21 protein-coding genes and 1 pseudogene are annotated in these 22,786 nt (G+C 68.2%); 8 read left to right on the top strand and 14 right to left on the bottom strand.

All coding sequences use genetic code 11. The features are described from left to right. Window positions 1–153 precede the first annotated feature (153 nt). On the top strand, window positions 154–1,125 hold the full coding sequence (locus tag LIN44_RS17560; RefSeq protein WP_227315552.1) for a tripartite tricarboxylate transporter substrate binding protein: 972 nt from the start codon (window positions 154–156) through the stop codon (window positions 1,123–1,125). A gap of 4 nt (window positions 1,126–1,129) precedes the next feature. Here the strand turns inward: LIN44_RS17560 and LIN44_RS17565 are convergent, their stop codons facing one another. The 3 genes from LIN44_RS17565 to LIN44_RS17575 are packed head-to-tail and all read right to left on the bottom strand — an operon-like array spanning window position 1,130 to window position 4,641. Next, window positions 1,130–2,032 (bottom strand): LysR substrate-binding domain-containing protein, encoded by a 903-nt coding sequence (locus tag LIN44_RS17565; RefSeq protein ID WP_227315553.1) that lies wholly within the window; start codon window positions 2,030–2,032, stop codon window positions 1,130–1,132. 43 nt (window positions 2,033–2,075) lie between these two features. Continuing rightward, window positions 2,076–3,314 (bottom strand): amidohydrolase family protein, encoded by a 1,239-nt coding sequence (locus LIN44_RS17570; protein WP_227315554.1) that lies wholly within the window; start codon window positions 3,312–3,314, stop codon window positions 2,076–2,078. A gap of 1 nt (window position 3,315) precedes the next feature. Further along, window positions 3,316–4,641, bottom strand: a complete 1,326-nt coding sequence (locus LIN44_RS17575; protein WP_227315555.1) for an MFS transporter — start codon at window positions 4,639–4,641, stop codon at window positions 3,316–3,318. A 448-nt stretch (window positions 4,642–5,089) separates the two neighbouring features. Between LIN44_RS17575 and LIN44_RS17580 the strand changes: the two genes are divergently transcribed. Then, complete coding sequence (locus LIN44_RS17580) at window positions 5,090–5,803, top strand: hypothetical protein (protein ID WP_227315556.1); 714 nt, start codon at window positions 5,090–5,092, stop codon at window positions 5,801–5,803. A gap of 41 nt (window positions 5,804–5,844) precedes the next feature. Here the strand turns inward: LIN44_RS17580 and LIN44_RS17585 are convergent, their stop codons facing one another. From LIN44_RS17585 to LIN44_RS17605, 5 genes and pseudogenes are all read right to left on the bottom strand, one after another. Next, on the bottom strand, window positions 5,845–6,207 hold the full coding sequence (locus LIN44_RS17585) for a helix-turn-helix domain-containing protein (protein WP_227315557.1): 363 nt from the start codon (window positions 6,205–6,207) through the stop codon (window positions 5,845–5,847). Between the two features lie 3 nt (window positions 6,208–6,210). Beyond that, entirely contained in the window at window positions 6,211–6,564 is a 354-nt protein-coding gene (locus tag LIN44_RS17590; protein ID WP_227315558.1) for a DUF6516 family protein, read from the bottom strand. 229 nt (window positions 6,565–6,793) lie between these two features. Further along, window positions 6,794–6,922 (bottom strand): annotated as a pseudogene (locus LIN44_RS17595) (carbohydrate kinase); the annotation flags it as partial. Window positions 6,923–7,005: 83 nt separating this feature from the next. Beyond that, window positions 7,006–7,947 (bottom strand): hypothetical protein, encoded by a 942-nt coding sequence (locus LIN44_RS17600; RefSeq protein ID WP_227315559.1) that lies wholly within the window; start codon window positions 7,945–7,947, stop codon window positions 7,006–7,008. A gap of 277 nt (window positions 7,948–8,224) precedes the next feature. Then, on the bottom strand, window positions 8,225–9,535 hold the full coding sequence (locus tag LIN44_RS17605) for a DUF3422 family protein (RefSeq protein ID WP_227315560.1): 1,311 nt from the start codon (window positions 9,533–9,535) through the stop codon (window positions 8,225–8,227). Between the two features lie 91 nt (window positions 9,536–9,626). On the opposite strand from LIN44_RS17605, the gene LIN44_RS17610 reads away from it, so the two are divergent. Further along, on the top strand, window positions 9,627–10,487 hold the full coding sequence (locus LIN44_RS17610) for a LysR family transcriptional regulator (RefSeq protein WP_227315561.1): 861 nt from the start codon (window positions 9,627–9,629) through the stop codon (window positions 10,485–10,487). Window positions 10,488–10,648: 161 nt separating this feature from the next. Here LIN44_RS17610 and LIN44_RS17615 read toward each other — a convergent pair whose 3' ends face one another. Further along, window positions 10,649–11,488 (bottom strand): penicillin-binding transpeptidase domain-containing protein, encoded by an 840-nt coding sequence (locus tag LIN44_RS17615; protein ID WP_227315562.1) that lies wholly within the window; start codon window positions 11,486–11,488, stop codon window positions 10,649–10,651. 145 nt (window positions 11,489–11,633) lie between these two features. On the opposite strand from LIN44_RS17615, the gene LIN44_RS17620 reads away from it, so the two are divergent. Further along, window positions 11,634–13,274 carry a hypothetical protein gene (locus LIN44_RS17620; protein WP_227315563.1) on the top strand — a complete coding sequence of 547 codons (1,641 nt, stop codon included), beginning with the start codon at window positions 11,634–11,636 and terminating at the stop codon, window positions 13,272–13,274. Window positions 13,275–13,283: 9 nt separating this feature from the next. On the opposite strand, the gene LIN44_RS17625 is transcribed toward LIN44_RS17620, so the two are convergent. After that, entirely contained in the window at window positions 13,284–14,081 is a 798-nt protein-coding gene (locus tag LIN44_RS17625) for a helix-turn-helix domain-containing protein (RefSeq protein ID WP_227315564.1), read from the bottom strand. A 368-nt stretch (window positions 14,082–14,449) separates the two neighbouring features. Between LIN44_RS17625 and ggt the strand changes: the two genes are divergently transcribed. Continuing rightward, a complete protein-coding gene (gene ggt / locus LIN44_RS17630; RefSeq protein ID WP_227316450.1) occupies window positions 14,450–16,066 on the top strand; it encodes a gamma-glutamyltransferase in 1,617 nt (538 codons plus the stop codon). Window positions 16,067–16,131: 65 nt separating this feature from the next. Here the strand turns inward: ggt and LIN44_RS17635 are convergent, their stop codons facing one another. Further along, window positions 16,132–16,446, bottom strand: coding sequence for a zf-TFIIB domain-containing protein (locus tag LIN44_RS17635; protein WP_227315565.1), 315 nt, complete (start codon window positions 16,444–16,446; stop codon window positions 16,132–16,134). A 157-nt stretch (window positions 16,447–16,603) separates the two neighbouring features. Here LIN44_RS17635 and LIN44_RS17640 point away from each other — a divergent pair, with 157 nt between their 5' ends. Continuing rightward, window positions 16,604–17,179 carry a M23 family metallopeptidase gene (locus LIN44_RS17640; protein WP_370641715.1) on the top strand — a complete coding sequence of 192 codons (576 nt, stop codon included), beginning with the start codon at window positions 16,604–16,606 and terminating at the stop codon, window positions 17,177–17,179. A gap of 20 nt (window positions 17,180–17,199) precedes the next feature. On the opposite strand, the gene LIN44_RS17645 is transcribed toward LIN44_RS17640, so the two are convergent. From LIN44_RS17645 to LIN44_RS17655, 3 genes are all read right to left on the bottom strand, one after another. Next, window positions 17,200–18,534 (bottom strand): nucleobase:cation symporter-2 family protein, encoded by a 1,335-nt coding sequence (locus tag LIN44_RS17645; protein ID WP_227315566.1) that lies wholly within the window; start codon window positions 18,532–18,534, stop codon window positions 17,200–17,202. 272 nt (window positions 18,535–18,806) lie between these two features. Further along, a complete protein-coding gene (locus tag LIN44_RS17650) occupies window positions 18,807–19,337 on the bottom strand; it encodes a thioredoxin family protein (RefSeq protein ID WP_227315567.1) in 531 nt (176 codons plus the stop codon). Window positions 19,338–19,340: 3 nt separating this feature from the next. Next, window positions 19,341–20,066 (bottom strand): cytochrome c biogenesis CcdA family protein, encoded by a 726-nt coding sequence (locus LIN44_RS17655; protein ID WP_227316452.1) that lies wholly within the window; start codon window positions 20,064–20,066, stop codon window positions 19,341–19,343. 236 nt (window positions 20,067–20,302) lie between these two features. On the opposite strand from LIN44_RS17655, the gene LIN44_RS17660 reads away from it, so the two are divergent. Beyond that, complete coding sequence (locus LIN44_RS17660) at window positions 20,303–21,043, top strand: response regulator (protein WP_227315568.1); 741 nt, start codon at window positions 20,303–20,305, stop codon at window positions 21,041–21,043. Then, window positions 21,040–22,350, top strand: a complete 1,311-nt coding sequence (locus tag LIN44_RS17665; protein ID WP_227315569.1) for a HAMP domain-containing sensor histidine kinase — start codon at window positions 21,040–21,042, stop codon at window positions 22,348–22,350. Before LIN44_RS17660 ends, LIN44_RS17665 begins: the two co-directional genes overlap by 4 nt. The last annotated feature ends 436 nt before the right edge of the window (window positions 22,351–22,786 follow it).

Genomic DNA, 22,786 nt, shown 5'->3' on the forward strand with positions numbered 1-22,786 from the left:
CTGATTCCTGACGTCGCCCCCGACAGACGCAAGGCATATGCCATGGCGGAGACGCCGGCCGCGCTGTCCGCACATACCCCTAATTGACGGGGAACTTTATGTGCGTAAAATAAAATTCATAAATATGAATAACGCCATCCAGGAGACACCCCGATGCAACCGAACAAGCGCCGCCGCCTGATGCTGTGCGCCGCCATGCTGGGCGCGATGCCCGCGCTGGCCTGGAGCGACACCTACCCGAGCAAGCCCATCCGCATGGTGGTGCCGTTCGCCCCCGGCGGCGCCACCGACGTGGTGGCGCGGCTGATCTCGCAGAAGCTGGGCGAGGCGCTGAAGCAGTCGGTGGTGGTGGAAAACCGTCCTGGCGCCAACGGCATCATCGGCACCGACGCGGTCGCGCGCGCGGCGCCTGACGGCTATACGCTGCTGCTCAATACCGCCGGTGCGCAGACGCTCAGCCCGGTGCTGTACAAGGCGGGCTATGAGCCGCTGAAGAGCTTTGCGCCGATCTCGCAGATCAGCAATATCGGCTTCGTGATGGTGGTGCACCCGTCGGTGCCGGCCAGGACCGTGCAAGAGTTCGTTGCGCTGGCCAAGGCCAAGTCCCGGCCGCTGAGCCTGTCGGCCGGCAGCAGCATGATCGAGCTGATCGGCGCCACCTTCAAGAGCGCCGCGGGCACGCCCGACGTGGTCAGCGTGTCGTACCGCGGCACCGGCCCGCAGATGCAGGCGGTGGTCTCGGGCGAGGTCGACATGACCATCGACCCGTTCAATGGCATGGCGATGATCAAGGCCGGCAAGCTGCGCCCGCTGGCGGTGTTCGCGTCCAAACGGTCGCCGGCGCTGCCGGACGTGCCGACCATGCAGGAAGCCGGGTTCGACGGCATGGCGTTCAATTCGTGGGCCGGCCTGCTGGCGCCGGCGGGAACGCCAAAGGAGATCGTCATGCGGCTGAACCAGGAGATGAACCGCATCCTGGCGCAGCCCGAAATCAAGCAACGCCTGGCCGCGATCGACTACGAGGTAGTGGGCGGCACGCCGGAACAATTCGCCGCCACCATTGCCGAGGACGCGGCAAGGTGGGCAAAGATCGTCAAGGACACGAATTACAAGGCGGGGTCCTGAGCCGTCACGAGGCGGCCGTCGCCTGCCGCACCAGCCAGTTGCGGAACGCGCGCGCCGCGGCGGGCTCCATCCGGTCGCGCGGCCATACCGCGTAGTAGCCGCCGCCGAGGCTGGCGCTGGCGTCGCAGGCGCGCACCAGCAGGCCGTCGCGCAGGCAGGCGTCGATCATGTGGCGCCAGCCCAGCGCGATGCCCTGGCCCTCCATGGCCAGCTGCAGCAGGATCGGATACTGGTTCGAGGTCAGCACGTTGCGCGGCATGGCGTCGGGCAGGCCCTGGTGGGCCAGCCAGGTTTGCCACGACATCCACTGGCGCTGGCCGTCGTCAAGCATCAGCAGGGTCTCGCCAGCCAGGTCGGACGGCGCCAGCGTGCGCCCGCGGAGATAGCCGGGCGTGCACACCGGGAACACTTCCTCGCCGTACAGCCGGCGCGCGGCCAGTCCGGGCGGCGGTCCTTCGCGCAGGTAGTACAGGCCGATGTCGAACTCCGCCGGCGACAGCGCCGACAGGCTGTCGTTGACCGTCAGGCGCAGCTGGATCTCGGGGTGGGCGGCGCGGAACGCGGCCAGCCGCGGCGTCAGCCACAGCACCGCGACGCCGCTCGAGCAGGCCACCGTCAGCGCGGTATGGCTGCGTACCTTCATCACGTCTTCGGTGGCCTCGGCGCAGCCGACCAGCAGGCGCTGCACCACCTCGGCATAGCGTTGCCCGCTGACGGTCAGGCGCAGCGCGCGCGGTTCGCGGATAAACAGCTTGCGTCCGAGGAAGCGTTCCAGCTGCGCCACCTGGCGGCTGATCGCGCTTTGCGTCAGGTGCAGTTCGGCCGCGGCGCGGGTAAAGCTGCCGTGCCGCATCGCGGCTTCGAAGGCGACCAGGTTGGGCAGGGGCGGGAGCGGGGCAATGCGCATGGGGGCGTCCGGGCCGGAGATGCCGCCATGATAGACCGCCGGCTCAGCCGGCGCGGCGGTGGATGCGGCCTGCCTGCATCACCACGCTGAGGCGCTCGCCCTGGCCGGCGATCAGGCTGATGTCGGCGAGCGGATTGCCGTCGACCAGCAGCAGGTCGGCCAGCGCGCCGGCACGCGTGGTGCCGAGCTCGCCTTCGCGCTGCAGGATGGCGGCGGCGATCGAGGTGGCCGAGCGGATCGCTTCCAGGTTGCCCAGCAGCTCGGCGCGGATGCGGAATTCATCGGCCTGGTGGTCGTGCATTTCGCCGAGCAGGTCCGAGCCATAGCCCATCGGCACGCCGGCATCGGCGTAGAGGCGCAGCGAGTCGCGGCCGGCCTGGCGCACGGTCTCGATCTTGGCCACCGATTCGGCCGGCAGGCCCAGGCGGGCACCGTCGCGGGCCAGCGCGTCGTAGGTGACCAGCGTCGGCACGACAAAGGCGCCATGCTTGCGCATTTCGTCGGCGGCGGCGCGGTCGACCAGGTTGCCATGCTCGATGGTGCGCACGCCGCAGCGCACCGCGCGCGTGATGGCGCGGCCGGTGTAGGCGTGGGCCATTACGTAGGTCTGCGCGGCCTCGGCTTCGGCGACGATGGCGCGGATCTCGTCCTCGCTGTACTGGGTGTTGCCGATCGGGTCGGTCGGCGACGCCACGCCGCCCGACGCCATGATCTTGATCTGGGTCGCGCCTTTCTGGATTTCCTCGCGCACCGCCAGCCGCACCGCATCCACGCCATCGGCCACGCGCGCAATGGCGCCGGCGCGGAAGGCGCACGAGCAGGGCTCGAGCACATCGGAGCGCGGACGGAAGTCGCCATGGCCGCCGGTCTGCGACAGCGCCTTGCCCGAGGCAAAGATGCGCGGGCCCGGCACCAGCCCGGTGGCGACCGCCTGCGACAGGCCCCAGTCGGCGCCGCCGGCATCGCGCACGGTGGTAAAGCCGCGCTCCAGCATGCGCTGCATGATCGGCAGCGCGCGGATCGCGACCAGCACATTGGGCTGCACCGCATTAAGGCCGAGGTTGGCCAGCGACGCCAGCACGTGCACGTGGCAGTCGATCAGGCCGGGCATCACGGTCTTGCCGCGCGCATCGATGCGCTGGGCATGGGGGGCATCGATGGCCGGGCCGACCGCGGCGATGCGCTCGCCTTCGACCAGCACGTCGTGGCCGCGCAGCAGCTCGCCGGTGCCGGGTTCGAGCACATCGCCGCCGTGGAAAAGGATCTGGGGATTCTGGGACATGTCAGCGTGATTGCAGATAGGAAGGTTCGCGCACGAAGCGGGTGCCGACCAGGCTGATGGCGGCGGCGATCATCACGTAGATGGCGGGCGCCATGCTGCTGCCGGTGGTGGCGATCAGCCAGGTGATGATGAACGAGGCAAAGCCGCCGAAGATCGTCACCGCGAAGTTGTAGGCCACCGACAGGCCGGTCGACAGCACGCGCGCCGGGAACAGTTCGGAGAATGCCGCCAGGATCGGGCCGGTATAGGTGGCGATCAGCACCCCGAACACCAGCTGGAACACCAGCAGCGAGGCCAGGCCGGGCACGTGGTTGATGTACGCGAACATGGGCCACGCCAGCACCAGGATCAGCAGCGCCGATCCGCTCAGCAGCACGCGCCGGCCGATGCGGTCGGCCAGCAGCCCCACCAGCGGCGCGAACACCATGATGGCGCAGCCGCCCGCCATGCCGGCGACGAAGCCGTCGGCCTGCGGCACCTTCAGCACCTTGACCGCGTAGGTGGGCATGTAGAACAGCAGCACATAGGTGCACACGGTCCACAGGATCACCATCGAGAAGCTGGCGGTGGTCTCGCGCGGATAGGCCTGGAAGATTTCCTTCAGCGGCGAATCGGCGCGTTCGGCGGTGTCGCGGAAGGCCGGGGTCTCGTCCAGGTGGTGGCGGATGTAGTAGCCCACCGGCCCGATCACGATGCCCAGCAGGAACGGCAGGCGCCAGCCCCAGCTGTTGAGTGCCTCGGGGCTCAGCGAGCTGGTGACGAAGGTGCCGACCGCAGCGCCCAGCAGCACGGCCACGCCGATGCTGGCCTGGATCCAGCTGGAGTAGTAGGCGCGCTGGCGCGCCGGCGCGTATTCGGTCAGGAAGGCGGTGGCACCGCCCATTTCGCCGCCGGCGGAGAAGCCTTGCATCAGCCGCGCCACCACGATCAGCAGCGGGGCCAGGATGCCGATCTGGTCATAGGTGGGAGCAATCCCGATCAGCGTGGTGCCCAGCGCCATCAGCAGGATGGTCAGCGACAGCGCCGCCTTGCGCCCGACGCGGTCGGCGTAGACACCCAGCACGATGCCGCCCACCGGCCGCATGAAAAAGCCTACGCCGAAGGTGGCCACGGCCAGCAGCAGCGAGCTGAGGTCGTTGCCGGTGGGGAAGAACAGCCTGGCGATGATGACCGCGAAAAAGCTGTAGACGGTGAAATCGAACCACTCCAGGCCGTTGCCGATCACCGTGGCGACGATGGCGCGGCGGCGCTGCCCGGGCTGGATGGCGGGCGCCGCCTGGGCCGGCGGCGTGTAGGGCGCGCTCGTTGGCGCGGCACTGTTTTGCATTTGGCTTCCTCCTCTGTGGCCATTGCCGGGGGCAGGGACCGGGCGCTTGCATCTCGCACCGGCCTGGCAGATGGTGCCGACGATGTTAGGAGAGGGTGGTCGGCGAGCGGTAGCGATATCTCCGCATGCAGCCATGCGCGTGGCGCATGGATCGGTTGACCGCACCATGGGCCGGGATTACACTGCGCCCCGTTCTTCCCAACGGAGCTATCCGTGGACAGTGGTCCCAGTCCTTCTTGCGCAACGGGAGTTTCCCCGGCCGCGCCGGCGCGCTGAGACACTGCGGTCATTCGCTGCAGTGCCGCCGCCCGGCACTGCCATGCCCCATGCGGCCAGGCGCCAGCCTGCGCCCGCCGGTGCCAGACCTCCCTTGCTGCCTTTCGATGTCTTGTCATGGCCCGCGTGTATCGTCGCCGGCCATATGGCTGTATTTGCTCAGGAGGTTGCCATGGTGTGGCACCAGTTCTTCGTACGCCTGGCCGCGCTGGCCATCGTGGCCGCGGCCTGCCGGCCGGCGCTGGCGGCGCGCCCGCTGATCACCGACGATGCCCGCATCGTCGATGCCAAAGCCTGCCAGCTGGAATCGTGGATGCAGTTCCAGTCCGGCGGCAATGAGTTGTGGGCGCTGCCGGGCTGCAATCCGACCGGCAACCTGGAGCTGACACTGGGCGGCTCGCTGCAGCGCGTCGACGGCGGCTGGGACGGCACCAACGTCCAGTTCCAGGCCAAGACGCTGCTCAAGCCGCTGGAAACCAACGGCTACGGCATCGCGCTGTCGGGCGGGGTGATCCACCATCCCGATGCCGAACCCGGCAAGGTGCTGGGCAACCTCTATGTCAACGTGCCGGTGTCGTTCTCGTTCGCCGACGACCGCTTCGTCGCGCACCTGAACCTGGGCGCCAACCGCGACACCGGCAACCGCCAGACCCGCATGACCTGGGGCGCAGGCACCGAAACCCAACTGCACCCGCGTGTGTTCCTGATCGCCGAGACCTTCGGCGAGAACCGCGGCAAGCCGTCGTTCCAGGCCGGCTTCCGCTTCTGGGTGGTGCAGGACCGGGTGCAGGTCGACACCACCTATGGCAATGTGTTCGGCGGCGGCACGGGCGCGCGCTTCTTCACGGTCGGGCTGCGGCTGCTGTCGCCGGCGTTCCTGCCGTAGCGGCCAGCGCGCCGGCCATGGTGCCTGCCAGTCAGCGGACGTTAGTGGAAAGCCAGCTCAAGCTCCACGCCGCTGTAGTCGACGCGCGGAGCGAGCCTGCGGCGTGGCCCTTGTTCGAAGCGAATCAAGCCGTAGCCCTCCATCGTGCGGAGTGTCCGCGACAGGTTCGACACGGCGCGCCCGGTTTTCTGCGATAGTTCTTCGAGCGATTCAGGATTGGTTTCCGCGATCAGCGCAAGCAATTGGCGATTGGCTGGTGACAGGACCTTTGCCAGCACGTCCAGCGATTGAAACCATACCTTGGGCTCATCCTTCCCGGGCTTGAGTTCGCCCCGGGCGATCGCCATGGTGCGGGCCTTGAAGTCTTCCAGTGAGGCGATGCCAATCTTGAGGTTGCCGTTCATCGTTCACTCCTTTTGCTGCAGGATCTTGTCGACCTCGGTCCAGAAATCTTCCAGCAACGTGGAAGCGTCCTGGTAGTCGTAGAATCGAACGCCCGCCGCCATGTGCTGGTGGTCGTATTCAATGCGCGTCCGCACCCCGGGCCCGGATCCCTCATTGATGCCGTGCGCATTGTCAAAGCCAAGCAAACGGCAGCCAATCCTGTCATGCAGTGTCAGCGAATACTTCAGTCCGTGAGGGCGCTCCTGCGAGACAGGGCAGGTACGCACCACGATTTTCACCCAATGCAAGCTTTCGTCATCTATGACGAAGCGGAGTCCATCCAGGTCCAGCAGTGTGTCGAGGCTACGGTCGCGCATGGATATGCTATCACAGTGTGATAAGTATGGCGAGCCCACCGGTAGAATGTGGCCAAGGCTCGTCTGGCTAGCACATCACTTTGCCATCGACAATGTAACGCTAGGGTTGCTTCTTCGAGACCTGGCGCGCATTTAGAGCTTTCTCAAATGCCGGCTTTCCGGTGCTGACCGCTTACGACCCGCGGCCGGCCTTTCAAGCAGCCAGCAGTTCTTCCACTTCATCGCGGCGCGCGCCGCGCGTCAGCATGACGGTTGCATCGGGTGCCATGGCGCGTACTTGTGCCAATGCTGTGCCGGTATCGAGAGCGGGAAAGAGCCCGGCCAGGTCTTCGTCGGAGATCTTGACGTAGCTGGCCAGCTGGCAGGGGAACAAGGACTGAGGAATACAGCGACGGTCCGCGCCCCAACACGGACCGCCGCAGGCTGCGCATCGCCGGTGGGCTATTGGACGCTTTGCCTGGACATCTGCGTGGTGAAATACCCGCCTGTACCGGTGCTGGCACCCATGACCAGCGTCCGTACATAGCGCGTGCTGCTGTTCACGACGATGCTGCCATTGGCCGGCATCAGGCGGAGCGCGGCAAAGCCGTTATGCGGTATGCCGGTCGACAACGCGCAGCCGGTCGTTCCCGGCTGCGTCGAGGCCTGGGCGATGATCGTGACCGCGTACAGGTTCTTTGCCGATCCGGGACTGGCCAGCGTCGCCGTGCCTTGCAAGTCGCAGACGCGGGTGCCGCTGGTATGGGTACCGGTAACGTTGCCCGCGTCGTCGATCTGCATGGCGAAGCCGTTCTGCTTCCAGCTGCCGGCGATGGCGGCCTGGTCCACGGCCAGCGCATTGGATGGATCGTAGATGCCTGACAATTCGTTGGTATCGATGTTCGGCGGCGTGACGAAGTTGCCGTCAAAACGCTGGCTCAGGGTAATGGTGCCGGACCCGGTGGCCGGCTTGGCCAAGCCGGCTTCATACAGGGCGCCAGGGCCCAGCGTCCAGTTCGCACCCGAGAACTGGAACGTGCCTCCCAGCACGCCCAACAATCTCACACTAATGAACTTTCCACTGTGGTCGACCAGCGTGGCATTCATGAAGCCGACCCACAGCCCCTCGCTGCCATTGCCCACCATGGCCGTCGAGCCTGCTTGCGGGGCGCTCAGGCTCGGCAGCGGTTCGCCCACCGGTGCGGGCTCGGGGGCCGGCGTCGGCGTCGGAGTTGGGGTCGGAGTTGGGGTCGGAGCGGGCGACGGTGTTGGTGCCGGTGCGGGTTGGTTGTCAGATGGCGGCGTCTGTGGTGCCGCCGTGCTTGCGCCATCGTCGCCGCCGCCGCATGCGGCCAGCAATGCGATAGCCGACAGCAGTGCTGCCGGCATTGCCAGTTGTCTCATTTGGATTTCACCTCTGGATGGAGGGGCGGTCGTGGCCGTCCCTATTGCTCGGGCGCCGGCAGTTCCCTGCGACACAGCGTCAGAAGACGCGGGAAATACCGACCGAGCCAAACTAGAGGTCCAATGTGCAGCGGTAAATCAGACGGATCTTAAATATGCAGCGGAACCTGCGGGAGCAGGGACCGCTGCTCCGGCAATCCGGCGGCGCGAAGCCCCAGCCCCCGCGCTGAATGGGCCACGGCCGGACGCGTCGTCCGCCACTACCCATATATGCTGGCTACGCAGCTTGCTTTTGAGTCCGTTGCCGCGTTGCCGCTTTTTCCCCGGCATGCTTGCTACGCCGGGTAGCGCGCAGCACCAGCAGCACCACCGGCAGGATCAACACCCCCTTGACCAGTTCCGGGTCCAGCGGCAGGTGGATGGCATGCAGCGCCTTGAGCCCGGTGCCGGCGAGCGACAGCACGTAGTAGGAAATGGCGGCGACCGACAGACCTTCGACCGCATGCTGCAGCCGCAACTGGTTGCGCGCGGTCTGGTCCATGCCCTCCAGCAGGCGCGTGGTGTCCTGCTCCTGCGCCAGGTTGACGCGCGTGCGCAGCAGGTCGAGCGCGCGCGACACGCGGCTGGCAAACTGCTCGTGCCGCGCCCAGACCGACCTGCATGTCTCCATGGCCGGCGCGAAGCGGCGTTCCATGTATTCGGCGATGGTGGGGAGGCCCTCGATCCGCTCTTCGCGCAATTCCTGGATGCGTGCCAGCACCAGCTTCTCGTAGGCGCGCGACGCGCTGAAGCGGTTGCCCGATTCCGCCAGGGCTTCGATGCGGACTGCCAGGTGCGTTAGTCGCTCCAGCACCGCGGCATCGTGGCGGCCGCCCTGGCTGGTGTCCATGCTGCGCATCAGCGGCGCGAGCGCGCTCTGCAGATGATCGACGCTGCGCCCCAGTTCCCGCGCCACTGGCAATGCCAACAGCGCCATCATCCGGTACGTCTCGATCTCGTACAGCCGCTGCAACAGCCGTCCGCCTTGCACTTCACGAAAGCCATTGTCGATGACCAGGAAGCGCGTAAAGCCGTCAGGGGGAATGGTCCAGTCGCAGAACACTTCACCGCCGCCCAGCACGTGGCTGCCCGCCAGGATAGGGCCATCGATCCACTGCCTCACGTTGTCGCGCGCATGGCTGGCGGCCTCGCCCGAGACCAGCTCCATGCGCAGCGCCACCAGGCGCTTGCCGGCGAAGCGGTCGAACCATTGCGGCGGGATATGCGAGGTGGCCAGCTCGGAGAAGTAGTCGCTGTCGCTGCGCGGGGCCACGAACGTGAAGGTGGAAAACTCAGTGTGCCGCTCCCACTTCAGTTGCGTGCCATGGCGCCATCGCGCCGAGTAGTGCGTCGCGCCTTCAGCCGGCTGGTCGAGCCCGGTCAGCCTGCACAGGTCGGCCAGCAGGGCGTGGTGGATGCTGGTGTCGCCCTCGGCATAGATGGCAAAGTGCGTCAGCGAGGCGGATCCGCCGATGCGCAGGAAGGGGCGGGCATGCAGTTCGCGCGCAAGGCTGTCGCGCAGAGGGTGGTCCAGGGTGAGATCAGGCATGGGCGTTCAAGGTTTCGGGCCAGTATGCCGCGGACGGACCATTAAGAAAAATGCGTAAAATTGATCTGTTGCTTCAGGTTTACTGATACCAATGAAAGCGCTTGACCTCGATGTGCTGGCCATGATGGTGGCCGTGGCCGATACGGGCAGCATTTCCCGTGCGGCCGAACGCGTGCACCGGTCGCAGTCGGCGGTCAGCATGCAGATCAAGGCGCTCGAGCTGGCCCTGGGCAAGCCGCTGTTCGTGCGCAAGCCGAGGAACTTGGTGCTGACGCCGGAAGGCGAGGTGCTGCTGGGCTTCGCGCGCCGCATGCTGGCGCTGCGGGACGAGGCCTGGGCGGCCGTGGTCCGCCCCGATGTGACCGGGCGCGTGGTGCTCGGCATGCCGGATGACTATGCCTCGTCGTTGCTGCCCGCGATCCTGAAAAAGTTTTCCGCGACTTACCCCAAGGTCGAAATCCAGGTCATCGGCTTGCCGAGCGTGGCGCTGGCGCCGCTGGTCAAGGACGGCACCGTTGACCTGGTCTGCGCCACGCGCGTGAAAGGCTTGTCCGGTGAATTCATCCGGCTGGAACCGATGGTGTGGGCGGCGTCGCCGTCGGCCCAGGAAATCTGGAACGAGCGGCCGCTGCCCATTGCCGTGTTCCAGCCGGGCAGCGTTGCGCGCAACAATGCTATCCGCAGCCTGGAACAAGCCGGGATTGCCTACCGCATGTCCTACGAAAGCCCCAGCCTGCTTGGCCTGCTCAGCATGGTCGAAGCCGGACTGGCGGTGGCGCCGCTCGCGCGTTGCGCCGTGCCAGCGCATTTCACCATCCTTGGCCAGCCACAGGGGTTGCCGGAGCTGGCTGGGTTGGAGCTGTTGCTGGCGCGCAGCGCAAAGTCGAAGCGGCCGCCTTGCGATTTCCTCGCTGAACAGATCCTGGCCGGCTTGCAGCGGCGGAATGGCTAAACGGCCCTGACGTGGGTTTCAGCTTTCGTCCGCGGCAAGCACGTGGCCGTGGTCTGTAGTGGTATCCGTAAAGGCTGGCATATGTCCAGCATTCCAGTCAAAGATGCGCATTTTGACCAATATATTGGACAGATGACAACACGATCCCTTGGTTCCCGGCCTCAGTCCGCCAGCGCGCCCACCTGCCGCAAGGCAGCGCGTGCAATCTCCATCCGCGCCTTGGCATGCTCCGGCCGCAGCAGGTCCAGATTGAGCGCGAACAAGTAGTCATCGTTGCCGCGCTCGACCCAGCCCACCAGCCAGCCCACCGCCGGCCTGGCCGAATCGGCCCAGCCGGTCTTGGCGTGCAGGGTATAGGCGGCGGTGCGCTCCAGCACGGTGATGTCATCGATGGCGCTGAAGGTGGCGGGCGAGAACGGCAGCGTGCGCTGCACCAGGCCCTTCAGGAAATCGATCTGCTGATTGGCGGTGATCTGCAGCTTGCCGTTCAGCCAGAAGCGGTCCACCGGCCCGGAGCTGTCGGCGTTGCCGTAGTGCGAGGCGGTCAGGTAGCGCTGGTAGGCCGCGCTGCCGACCCGGCGCGCCAGTGCCTGGTAAGCCGGAACGCAGGAGTTGGGCAGGGCCACGCGCAGCGGCACGTCGGCGTTGCATGCCTCGGGCAGCACGGCCTTGCCGCCGACCAGCCAGACCTTGCCGTCCCAGGGCAGCTTGTCGTGGTCGACGTCGGCCACTGCGCCGGTCTCGAGGCCGATCATGGAGTTCATGATCTTGAAGGTCGACGCCGGCGAGTACGGCGTCGCGGCGCGCGCCGGGTTGTAGGTCAGCATGCGGTCGCGCCGCAGGTCGTAGATCACCATGGTGCCGGTGGTGCCGGCCTGGCGGAACAGTGCCGCGGCGTCGAGCGGCACTTCCGTGGGCGCGGCCAGCGCAGGCAACTGAGTGGCGAGCAGGCCCAGGGCGAGGGTGGCAGGCGCCAGCAGACGGGCAAGACGATTGTTCATGGTTGTGCGTGGGAAGTTGAGGGAATGACAATCCGGGCCCGGACCGTGATGCGCAGCATAGGAGAGGGCTTGCGCGGCGCCAACCGGGTGCCCTGTAACTTGCGTAACATGACGGGCGTTGCCATTCATGCCTCCTTTCAGATTGATGCCCGCTTCCCCTGGCCTGATCCATATCGATGTGTCGACCCCTTACCGCGTCGACGGCGAGCCCGCGCGCTACCAGTCGGTCTGGCTGCTCGCGCGCATCTGGCATGCGCAGCGCAGCGAGGAGGGCGTGGTTGCCGCCGCCACGGTACGCAGCGCGTTTCCCACGGCGGCCAATTTGCGCATGCTGGTGTCGCGCGCGTTTGCCGATTTCGCGCGCTGGGGAATCGTGGTGGGGTGGGGCACGGACCGCGCGCGCGATCCGGCCGCGGCCAACCCGGCGCAGCGCAGCCGCGGGCCGTTCTGGCTGACGGCGGCCAGCGCGCGCCGGCTGCGCTTTATCGCCAACGGACGCACGCTGGGCCCGCTCGCGCTGGCGCGGCACTTCGGCTTCGATGCCGGCGCGCATCCCGTGCCGCCGGGGCAGCGCGATGGCACGGGCTATGTGATGCGCGACATGGCCTTCTGGAGCGAACTGACGCAGGCCATGCGCAGCGCGCAGGACGGCCATGCGGGCGCCCACGGCTTCGCCGTGGCCGAGTCCTTCGGCGCGGCGCGCCGGCTTGCCGGCGACGGTTTCCAGCAGGCCTTGTCGCTGCTGAAGGAAAGCCAGGCCTGGCGCCGCTGCGGGCGCCTCGACCAGAGCCGCGCCGCGCTGCGGCGATTCGACCGGCTGGCACAGGCGGCCGACGCGGGTGCGGCCACGCCGGCCTTCCAGGCCATGGCCCAGGTGGTCCGCGCCTGGGAGCGCTATACACGCGGCGACGGCGAGGGCGCGCGCGCCGGGCTGGAGCACCTGCACGCCGATGCGGAGTTGCGCCTGGTGGTGCGCTACAACCCGCGCGTGCGCTTCGAGGTGCTGAACCTCGAAGCGCTGCTGCACAAGGCCGATGCCATGCGCCCCGCGCATGCGGCGGCAACGTCCGCGGCGCAGCGCGCGCTGGACGCGTTCTCGGGCGCGCTGCAGGCCGCATACGAGGCCGATTCGGTCGATGCCGTGCAGCATGCCGCGGCCAATATCGGGCTGAGCCTGTGGCTGTTCTGGCGCCATGGGCTGATCGATGCCGGGCGCAGCCTGTCGGCCGGTGCGGTGCAGCGGCAGGCGATGCGCTGGCTGGGGCTGTCGGAATGGATCTGCGACCGTTTCGGCGTCGGCGGTGGCACCGCGTGGAATGCGATCTTCCTGCTGCGCATCGCGCGCGGCAGCTGCGGGCCTGATGCGCCGCCGCGGGAGCGCCCGGCCAGTCCCAGCGACAGCATGGCCGTGTTCCGCCGCCAGCGGCCGCTTTCGGTGGCCGATGCGGTCGACGCGATGCGGCCGTTCCATGCACCGTTCGCGCCGGCGCGGGGCTTCGTGCGCTGGTCGGCCGTGGCCGCCTTTGCGCTGGAGGACCACGATGCTGGCCACGTCAGGCTGGCGCCGCTGCAGCTGGCCAACCTGCTGCTGGAATCGGCCTGGTACCTGACCCATGAGCAGGGCGCCACCGCCGCCGCCTGCGCCGCGGTGGAGCGGCTGGCCGGGCAGCTGCCGGCGTTGCGCCCGGCGGAACGGGCCTTCTTCACGGCCGAGGTCCGCGCGCTGCCGCCGGCGTTGCGCGACGCCGCCGCGGAAGCGGCGCGGCACCACCGCAAGCGTGCCTGACGGCGTTCGCTAACTGCCCGCGGGAACGACGCGGTTGGCGCGCGACAGCTCCCCCGGCGTCATGTTGTAGAGCCGCCGGAAGGCCGCGATAAACGCCGACAGCGACTCATAGCCGCAATCCAGCGCGACCTCGGTCACGGCTTCGCCGCGCTCCAGCCGGGGCACGGCGTCAAGCAGCCGCAGCCGCTGGCGCCAAGCGCGGAAGGTCAGCCCGGTCTCGCGCTGGAACAGCCGCGTCAGGGTCTTGCCCGAGACCGCCAGCCGCGCGCTCCACGCCGCCAGGCTGGTATCGCGGTCGGCATGGCGCTGCAGGCCATTGCAGACCAGGCGCACGCGCGGGTCGGCCGGCAGCGGCAGCATGAACTCCACTTCGGGCGCGGCGCCAAGCTGGTCCATCAGCACGCGCGCCAGGCGTCCGTCGGCGCCGCGCTCATCGTATTCGGCGGGCAGGTGGCTGAAGGCGCGGATCAGCTCGCGCAGCAGCGGGCTGACCGTCAGCACGCGGCAACGGGCACGCGCCGCCGCGCACACGCTGTTGTCGAGGTAGAGGCTGCGCATGCGCGTGCCCGTCGCGCAGCGCACGCGGTGCGCCACGCCGGCCGGAATCCAGACCGCCCATTGCGGGGGCGCGACATAGCGCCCGCGGTCGGTCCATACCTCCAGCACGCCCTGCAGGGCATAGGCGAACTGGCACCAGGGATGCCGGTGGCGGTAGCCCAGCACGCGGTTGGGCAGGGCTTCGATGTGGCCGTACAGCGGGCGAGGCAGCCGCGCGAGCGCGCGCAGGGCGGGATCATGGGCAGGCATGCGTGGTCCGGTTGTAGTGGTGGGCGATGGCTGGCGGCACGGGCAGCGCCGCGGCCGATGTCCGCTCATGTCCGATTGCCGACAACGGATGCGACTTTGCCGTTAGCCAGATTGTCTGGCGCAGGCTAACTTGCGCTCGCCCCACAAGACAATCGGGGCAATCCGCTCTACCGCTCGTGCCGGTTGCGTCCGCTCCGGCATGCAACTTCGCTGTGTTACCCAGGGAGCCTGCGATGCACCGCACAAGATTCTTCACCCCTCTGCGCCTGGCCGGCATGTGGTCGGCACTGACGCTGGCCGCCGCGCCGGCATGGGCCGTCGACGAGGCCGGCAAGTACTGCGACACGCCTTCGGCCTGCATCAACCCGATGGCCACCGGCGGCATGGTGACCTCTTCCAACCGCCTGGCGACGCAGGCCGGGCTGCGCGTGCTGGAGCGCGGCGGCAATGCGGTCGATGCCGCCATCGCGGTGGCGTCGACCATCGCGGTGGTGTACCCGCACATGAACTCCATCGGCGGCGACGCCTTCTGGCTGATCTACAACGCCCGCACGCGCGAGGTGCGCGCGCTCAATGCCAGCGGCCGCGCCGGCGAACGCGCCACCATTGCGCTTTACCGGGGCAAGGGGCTGGACCGGATCCCCGCGCGCGGTTACCTGTCGGCCAACACGGTGCCCGGTACCGTCGCCGGCTGGGAGGCCGCGTACCAGTACGCGCGCCAGGGCATGGGCCGCAGCCTGCCCTGGCCGGAGCTGCTGGCCGATGCCATCCGCCATGCCGACGGCGGGTTCCCAGTGTCGGCGTCGCTGGCGACCTGGACCCGCGTCAATCTCGACCCGGCCGACACCGAATTCCGTGCCTTGCAGCGCTTCGACGGCTTTCGCCAGACCTTCCTGAAGCCGGACGGATCGGCCTACCGGATGGGCGAAACGCTGCGCCAGCCCGATCTCGCCGGCACGCTGCGGCAGATCGCCTCGGGCGGCGCCGCCGCGTTCTACCAGGGCGAGATCGCGCGCAAGATCGTGGCCGACCTGCAGGCGCACGGCGGCGTGCTGACCCGGGCCGACTTTGCCCGCCACCGCGCCGACTGGGTCCTGCCCATCAAGGTGAACTACCGTGGCTACCAGGCCGTCAACGTTCCGCCCAATACGCAAGGGTTTGCCTCGCTGGAGATCCTAAACATCCTGGACAAGCGCGACGTGCGTGCGCTGGGCGAGGGCACGGCGGACTACTACCACGTGCTGGTGGAGGCGACCAAGCAAGCGTTTGCGGATCGCGACCGCTATCTCGCCGATCCGGAATTCGTACAGATCCCGCTGGAACGCCTGCTGTCGGGACAGCACGGACGGGCGCAGTCGGCGCGCATCAGCATGCTGCGCGCCGGCGCGGACGTGAAGCCGATGGATCCGCACGGCGATACGGTGTGGTTCGGCACCGCCGACAAGGACGGCAACGTGGTGTCGATGATCCAGAGCGTGTACCACGACTTTGGCTCCGGCATCGTGCCCAAGGGCACTGGCGTACTGCTGCAGAATCGCGGCGCGTTCTTTTCGCTCGACCCCGCGCACGTGAACCACCTGGCGCCGGGCAAGCGCACTTTCCATACGCTGAACCCGGCGCTGCTGCTGAAGGACGGCAAGCCGTTCCTGGTCTACGGCACCATGGGCGGCGAAGGGCAGCCGCAGACGCAGGCCGCGCTGGTAACGCGCATCGTCGATTTCGGCATGTCGCCGCAGGACGCGGTCAATGCGCCGCGCCTGCTCTACGGGCGCAACTGGGGCGTGGCGTCGAACGACCTTAAGATCGAGGGCCGCGTGCCGGAAGCGGTCACCGCGGAACTGGCGCGGCGCGGGCATCCGGTCAAGCGCGTGCAGGCCTTTACCGATGCCATGGGGCATGCCGGCGCGATCCTGATCGACCCGGTCACCGGCGTGATGTACGGCGCGGCCGATCCGCGCGGCGACGGCCTGGCGGCAGGGCTGTAGCGGGCCGGAACGCAAAAACGGGAAAAGGGCGACCGAGGTCGCCCTTTTCTCCATGCCTGGCCGGCTCAGTCGAACAGCTCGTGCCAGATGCTCTTCTTCCGATAGTGCTTCTGCTCGCGCTCGTAGTAGCGGTCGCGGTCACGGTCGCCGTAGCCGCGCTGGTAGCCCTGCTGCGGCGGTGCGCTGTGCATCGGTGCCTGCTGCTGCGGCGGGGGCTGCATCGGTGCTTGCTGCGCCGGGGTTGCCGCCGAGCGCTCCAGGATCTTGTCGAGCTCGCCCCGGTCCAGCCAGACGCCGCGGCACTTGGGGCAGTAATCGATCTCGATGCCCTGGCGTTCGGACATCACGAGTTGGGTTTGCGGGCACACCGGACAGTCCATGGGTTCTCCTGTTGCAATGAAAACGGTCCAGTTATGACTCGTCCCGGCGCCGATGGTTCGGCCCGGTGCGCCGCGGGAAGTGGCGGGTAGAGCCCTTGAGGCAGGGCGCGTGGCGGCGTGAGCGGGAATTTGCGCACCGGGCTGCCGTCGAAGGCATATGGCCGCGCCGCATCTTGCTTCCCCCCTGCTTGTGTTTTTCCGCCGGATTGCCTGGCTGGCGGTGTGGGTCGTCATGGGCTGGCTGGCGTGGCCCTGGCTGCAGCCGCCGCTGGAGCGGGCGATCTACGCGGCCCGCCTGTCAGCGCGGCCCGCGCCGGCGACGCTGCCGGTCCCGGTCGCCGGCGTGGCGTCCCGGGCGCTGCGCGATACCTGGCACGGCGCGCGCTCGGGCGGGCGCAAGCATGAGGGCATCGACATCTTCGCGCCGCGCGGCCGCGAAGTGGTGTCGGCCACCGAAGGCATCGTCACGCGCGTGGGCACGAACAAGCTGGGGGGAAACGTGGTGTGGGTGATGGGGCCGGGGCGACAGATGCACTACTACGCCCATCTGGACCGGTATGCCGGCGTGCGCGCCGGCGACATCATCGCCGCCGGCACCGTGCTGGGCTATGTAGGCACCACCGGCAATGCGCGCGGCACGCCGCCGCACCTGCACTATGGCATCTACACGGCGCGCGGGGCGATCAATCCTTATCCGCTGCTCAGGCCTGCCGTGCCCGTCGGCGCGCGTTAGCGCCGGCGGGGGATTGCGGCTCAGGCGGCCTCGCCGACCCTGCCGTGTCCGGCTTCCTCGGCCGCGGCTTCTTCTTTGCCGCCGGGCAGCAGCAGGTTCAGGATCACCGCCGACAGCGAGCCCACCGTGATGCCGGAGCCGAATACCTCGTGAACAAAGGCGGGCAGCTTGGCCAGCAGCTCCGGACGGAAGGTCACGGCCAGGCCGCAGCCGATCGACACCGCCACGATCAGCGTATTGCGCTGCGTGAAGCGGACCGTGCTGAGCATCTGGATGCCGCCCGAGACGATCATCGCGAACATCATTAGGCCGGCGCCGCCGAGCACCGGCTGCGGAATCGTCACCACCAGCGCGCCCAGCACCGGGAACAGCCCGGCCAGCAGCAACATCACGCCGGTCAGCGCCACCACATGGCGGCTGGCCACGCCGGTGAGCGACACCACGCCCACGTTCTGCGCAAAGGTGGACAGCGGCGGGCTGCACACCAGCGCCGCAAAGGCCGAGCCAAAGCCGTCGCACAGGATGCCGCGCGACAGGCATTTGCCGGACACCGGACGCTGCGTCGCCGAGCCCAGCGCCATGAAGGTGCCGGTCGATTCGACGATGGTGACCAGGAAGGCGATCGACATGGCGACGATGCCGGAGACCGGGAACGACATGCCGAAGTGCAGCGGCTGCGGCACCGCGAACACCGGCGCCTGGTGGAACTGGGTGAAGTCGACCAGCCCCAGCGCCAGGCACAGCAGGTAGCCGCCGGCAATGCCGACCACGATGGCCGACGCCGACAGCATGCCCTTGCCCCACTGCACCACCGCCACCACCAGCGCCAGCACGGCGACGGCAATCGCCAGGTTGCCGGGCGCGCCATAGCGGCTGCTGCCCTGTCCGCCGGCGGCCCAGTCGATCGCCACCGGAATCAGCGACAGGCCGATCATGGTCACGACCACGCTGGTGACGGTATGCGGGAACAGCTTGCGGATCGCCGGCATGAAGAAGCTGCCCAGGATCATCACCAGCGAGCCCGCCAGCGCCGAACCGAGGATGCCGGCCACGCCGTGCTCGACGCCCACGCTGATGGCCGCGCCGACAAAGGCGAAGCTGGTTCCCATCACGCACGGCATGCGGATGCCGACCGGGCCCACGCCCTTGCACTGGATGATGGTGACGATGCCCGAGCCAAGCAGCGCGGCATTGACCAGCGCCACCACCTGGTCAGAAGGCAGGCGCAGTGCGCCGCCGATGACCAGCGGCACCGCGATGATGCCGCCCAGCGCGGCCAGCAGGTGCTGGAGCGCAAGCAAGAACGTCGTCAACCGTGGGGGGCGGTCTTCCACCTGGAATAGCAAGGGCGCCATTCGAGTCTCCTGTCGTCTGCCCGGATGTTGCGGGCTGTCTTGTTCTTCTGGCGCCGGGCGGGGAACCCGGCGCCCTCGTGCACGCTCGCGGGCCAGAGGCGGCTGTTCCGCAAGCGAGGCGGGCAGGACCTGCATCCCGCCTCAACAGGCGTGCAAGAATAACAGGGATCAGCGAACCGTGATACAAAGATTGCATACAATTTGTATCAACTCCCATGCGCCAGAAGACAAGGCGGAGGCCGTGGAAGCCGCCCGCATGGCGGCTTCCAGGCTCAGCGGCGCTGTGCCAGCGCCTTCTGGATCGCCGCCTCGGTTTCAGCGTACTGGCCTTCGCCAAAATGCTTGTAGACCACGTTGCCGTTGGCGTCGACCAGGTACAGCGCGGGCCAATACTGGTTGCGCCAGGCGTTCCAGGTGGCATAGGCGTTGTCCTGCGCCACCGGGTAGCGGATGTCGAAGCGCTTGAGCGCGGCCTGGACGTTGCTGGTGGAGCGCTCGAACGCGTACTCCGGCGTGTGCACGCCCACCACCACCAGGCCCTGGTCGCGGTATTTGTCGTACCACTTGCGCACGTGGGGCAGGGTGTTGATGCAGTTGATGCAGCTGTAGGTCCAGAAGTCGACCAGCACGACCTTGCCGCGCAGCCCGGCGACGGTCAGCGGTTCGGAATTCAGCCACTTGCCGATGCCGGTGAATTCGGGCGCCTTGCCGTAATCAGCGGGCGCGGCGGCGGCGGACTGGATGGCGAGCGGGGCGGCGGCAAAGGCGGCCGCGGCGAACAGGGTGCGAAGGATGCGGGGCATGGTTCAGGCTCCAGGTTGGGTTGCGGGGAAAAGCGAGGTCAGCCAGGCGACGGCGACGGTGTCGTACTGGAAGTACATGGCGATGGCGGTGGCTACCACCAGCACGCCGAAGGCCTGCTGCAGCCGGGGCGTATGGCGTGCCAGCCGGCGCACGTGGGTGGTGGCGAACTGGCCGCCGTAGGCGATGCCCAGCATTGGCACCGCCGCGCCGGCGGCAAACAGGGCGAGCAGGCCGGCGGCGCGGTGCAGGTCCTGCGCCTTGGCCACCAGCGCCAGGATCGAGGCCAGCACCGGGCCGGCGCAGGGCGTCCATACCGCGCCCAGGGTCATGCCCAGCACAAAGCCGCCGGCCAGGCCGTTGCCGGCGCGGCTGCCGGCGCCGGCGGCGCGGTCGGTGAGCGCGGCGAAGGGCGCGGCGAAGGGCGCGGCGAACGGAGCCGTAAGGCGGGCGAAGCCGGACGGCCACAGCCGCGCCAGCCCGGCGGCGAACAGGATGGCGATGGCCACGTTGCGGATCACGCCCGGGGCGTCGCTGAAGGCGCTGGTGAGCGCGCCGAAGACAATGCCCAGCGCGGAAAAGGCGGAGACGAAACCCAGTGCGATCGCCAGCGGCCGCAGGCGGCTGGTTTCGCCCAGCGAAGCGCCCAGCAGCATGGGCAGCACGGGCAGCACGCATGGCGACGCAATCGTCAGCACGCCGGCGGCAAAGGCAAGGTAGGCATCGATCATGGCGGTGGACTCCGGGATTGGCGATGGGTGCATTGCACCGTCCCGGCGTATCGGCGTTGTTTCCGCATCCGGCCCGCTGTGCAATGTTTCTTGTCCGGCGCCGGCCCGGATACACAGCGATACAAAGCGCGCCGCCGGCGCCGCATAATGGCGGCACCGGGCCAGGCCGCGGCTACCTTTGCAAGCGCCGGCCGCGCCCTTTTCCTTCTTCTATTTCTTCGCTTCCGGGACCCGCCATGACCCCGCAGGACCATATCCTTATCGTCGACGACGACCGCGAAATCCGCGAACTGGTTGCCGCCTACCTCGAGCGCAGCGGCATGCGCGTGTCCCTGGCCGCCAACGGGCGCGAGATGCGCGCCGCGCTGGACAAGGGCTCGGTCGACCTGGTGGTGCTGGACCTGATGCTGCCCGGCGAAGACGGCCTGGCGCTGTGTCGCGACCTGCGCGCGGGCGAGCGGCGCAACCTGCCGGTGCTGATGCTGACCGCGCGCAACGAGGAAGCCGACCGCATCCTGGGGCTGGAGATGGGCGCCGACGACTACCTGGTCAAGCCGTTCGCCGCGCGCGAGCTGCTGGCGCGGATCCGCTCGGTGCTGCGGCGCACGCGCATGCTGCCGCCCAACCTGCAGGTCACCGAGGCGGCCAGCATGCTGGCGTTCGGCCCGTGGCGGCTCGACACCAATGCCCGCCACCTGCTCGACGAGCAGGACGTGATCGTCGCGCTCAGCGGGGCGGAATACCGCCTGCTGCGCGTCTTCGTCGACCACCCGCAGCGCGTGCTGACGCGCGACCAGTTGCTGAACCTGACCCAGGGCCGCGACGCCGAACTGTTCGAGCGCTCGATCGACCTGCTGGTGAGCCGCCTGCGCCAGCGCCTGCGCGACGATGCGCGCGAGCCGCGCTACATCAAGACCGTGCGCAACGGCGGCTATGTCTTCAGCGCCACCGTCGAAATCCGCGAGGAGCGCGCATGAACGGGCGCGCGCGCAAGGGGCTGGCATGGCCGCGCACGCTGTTCGCGCGGCTGATGGTGATCCTGCTGGTCGGGCTGGTGCTGGCGCAGAGCCTGTCGTACAGCCTGGTGATGATGGAACGCAAGAGCGCCGCCGACCGGCTGATGCTGGGCAACCTGGAGCGCGACGTGGCCAGCTCGGTGGCGATGCTCGACATGCTGCCGGCGGACCAGCGCGCAGCCTGGCTCGAGCGGGTGCGGCGCGACAACTACAGCTACCGGCTCGATGCCGGCACCCCGGGCGAGCCGCCGCAGGCTCCGCTGGCGCGCCGGGCCGTCGACACCATTGCCGAGGCGCTGCAAGGCCGCTATCCGGTCTCTGCCAGTTCCCAGCCGGGCGGCGGCTTCCAGGTCCACCTGCGGCTGCATGACGGCAGCCCGCTGACCATCGACGTGCAGCCCAGGCGTTCGCTGGTATCGCCGTGGCTGCTGGCGATGCTGGCGGCGCAGCTGGCGCTGCTGGTGGCCTGTGCCTGGCTGGCGGTGCGCGTGGTCACGCGCCCGCTCAGCCAGCTGGCCAGCGCCGCCGAGAACCTGGGCCCGGACCTGAAGGCGCAGCGCGTGCCCGAAACCGGGCCGGCCGAGGTGGCCCATGCCGCCGCCGCCTTCAACGCCATGCAGGCGCGCATTGCCGGCTACCTGGATGAGCGCGTGCAGATCCTGGCCGCGATCTCGCACGACCTGCAGACGCCGATCACGCGCATGCGCCTGCGCGTGGACCTGATGGAGGCGTCGCCGACCCAGCAGAAGCTCTACCACGACCTGCGCGAGATGGAGCACCTGGTGCGCGAAGGCGTGGCCTATGCGCGCACCTTGCAGGGCGGCACTGAAACCCCGGCCCGCATCGATCCCGATGCGCTGCTCGACAGCCTCGCGGGCGACTACCTCGATGCCGGCCATACCATCGCCATCGAAGGCCAGGCCGGCGCGCCGCTGCTGACGCGGCCGCAGGCGCTGCGGCGCATCCTGACCAACCTGATCGACAACGCGCTGAAGTTCGGCGCCGAGGTCACGCTGGCGGTGGCGCGGCAGGACGATGGCTGGCTGCAGATCGCCGTGCAGGACCGCGGGCCGGGCATTCCGGAGGCGGAACTGGAGCGCGTGATGCAGCCGTACTACCGGGTCGAAACCTCGCGCAACCGCGGCACCGGCGGCACCGGCCTGGGGCTGGCGATCGCGCAGCAACTGACACAGGCGCTGGGCGGCACGCTGCAGCTGGCCAATCGCGAAGGCGGCGGGCTGCAGGCAACGCTGCGCCTGCCCGCCTGACGATGTCCTTTCTCCCCTCTCCCGCTTGCGGGAGAGGGGCGGGGGAGAGGGCCGGCGCCTCGACGAAGTCAGTGCGCACAAAATCCATGCCCCCTCCCCATGGCGCATATCCTGCATATCCCCCAAATCCGTTAAGCACAAATCCCGCTGCATCCCCTGATCGGGGGATAAAATGCCATTTGGCCTATTCGGGTTATGTCATGAACATCATAATCAATTAGCACTAGAACAATACGAATGGACGAGGCGATTTCGTGAAAGAAATCGGGAGACGTGGCTTGAGTTTACCTGGCCGATGTTGAATGCGGAGATTCGGCTGGAAGCCTTGCCAGTGCTGGTATGCAAGCGAATAATGCCACGCAGCACACCACCGTATCCCGAAATTTGCATAAGCTATTTCGAGCGATACACAGACGAATAAGTGATTGGATTAATT

It is taken from the genome of Cupriavidus sp. MP-37, assembly GCF_020618415.1.
GTDB lineage: Bacteria > Pseudomonadota > Gammaproteobacteria > Burkholderiales > Burkholderiaceae > Cupriavidus.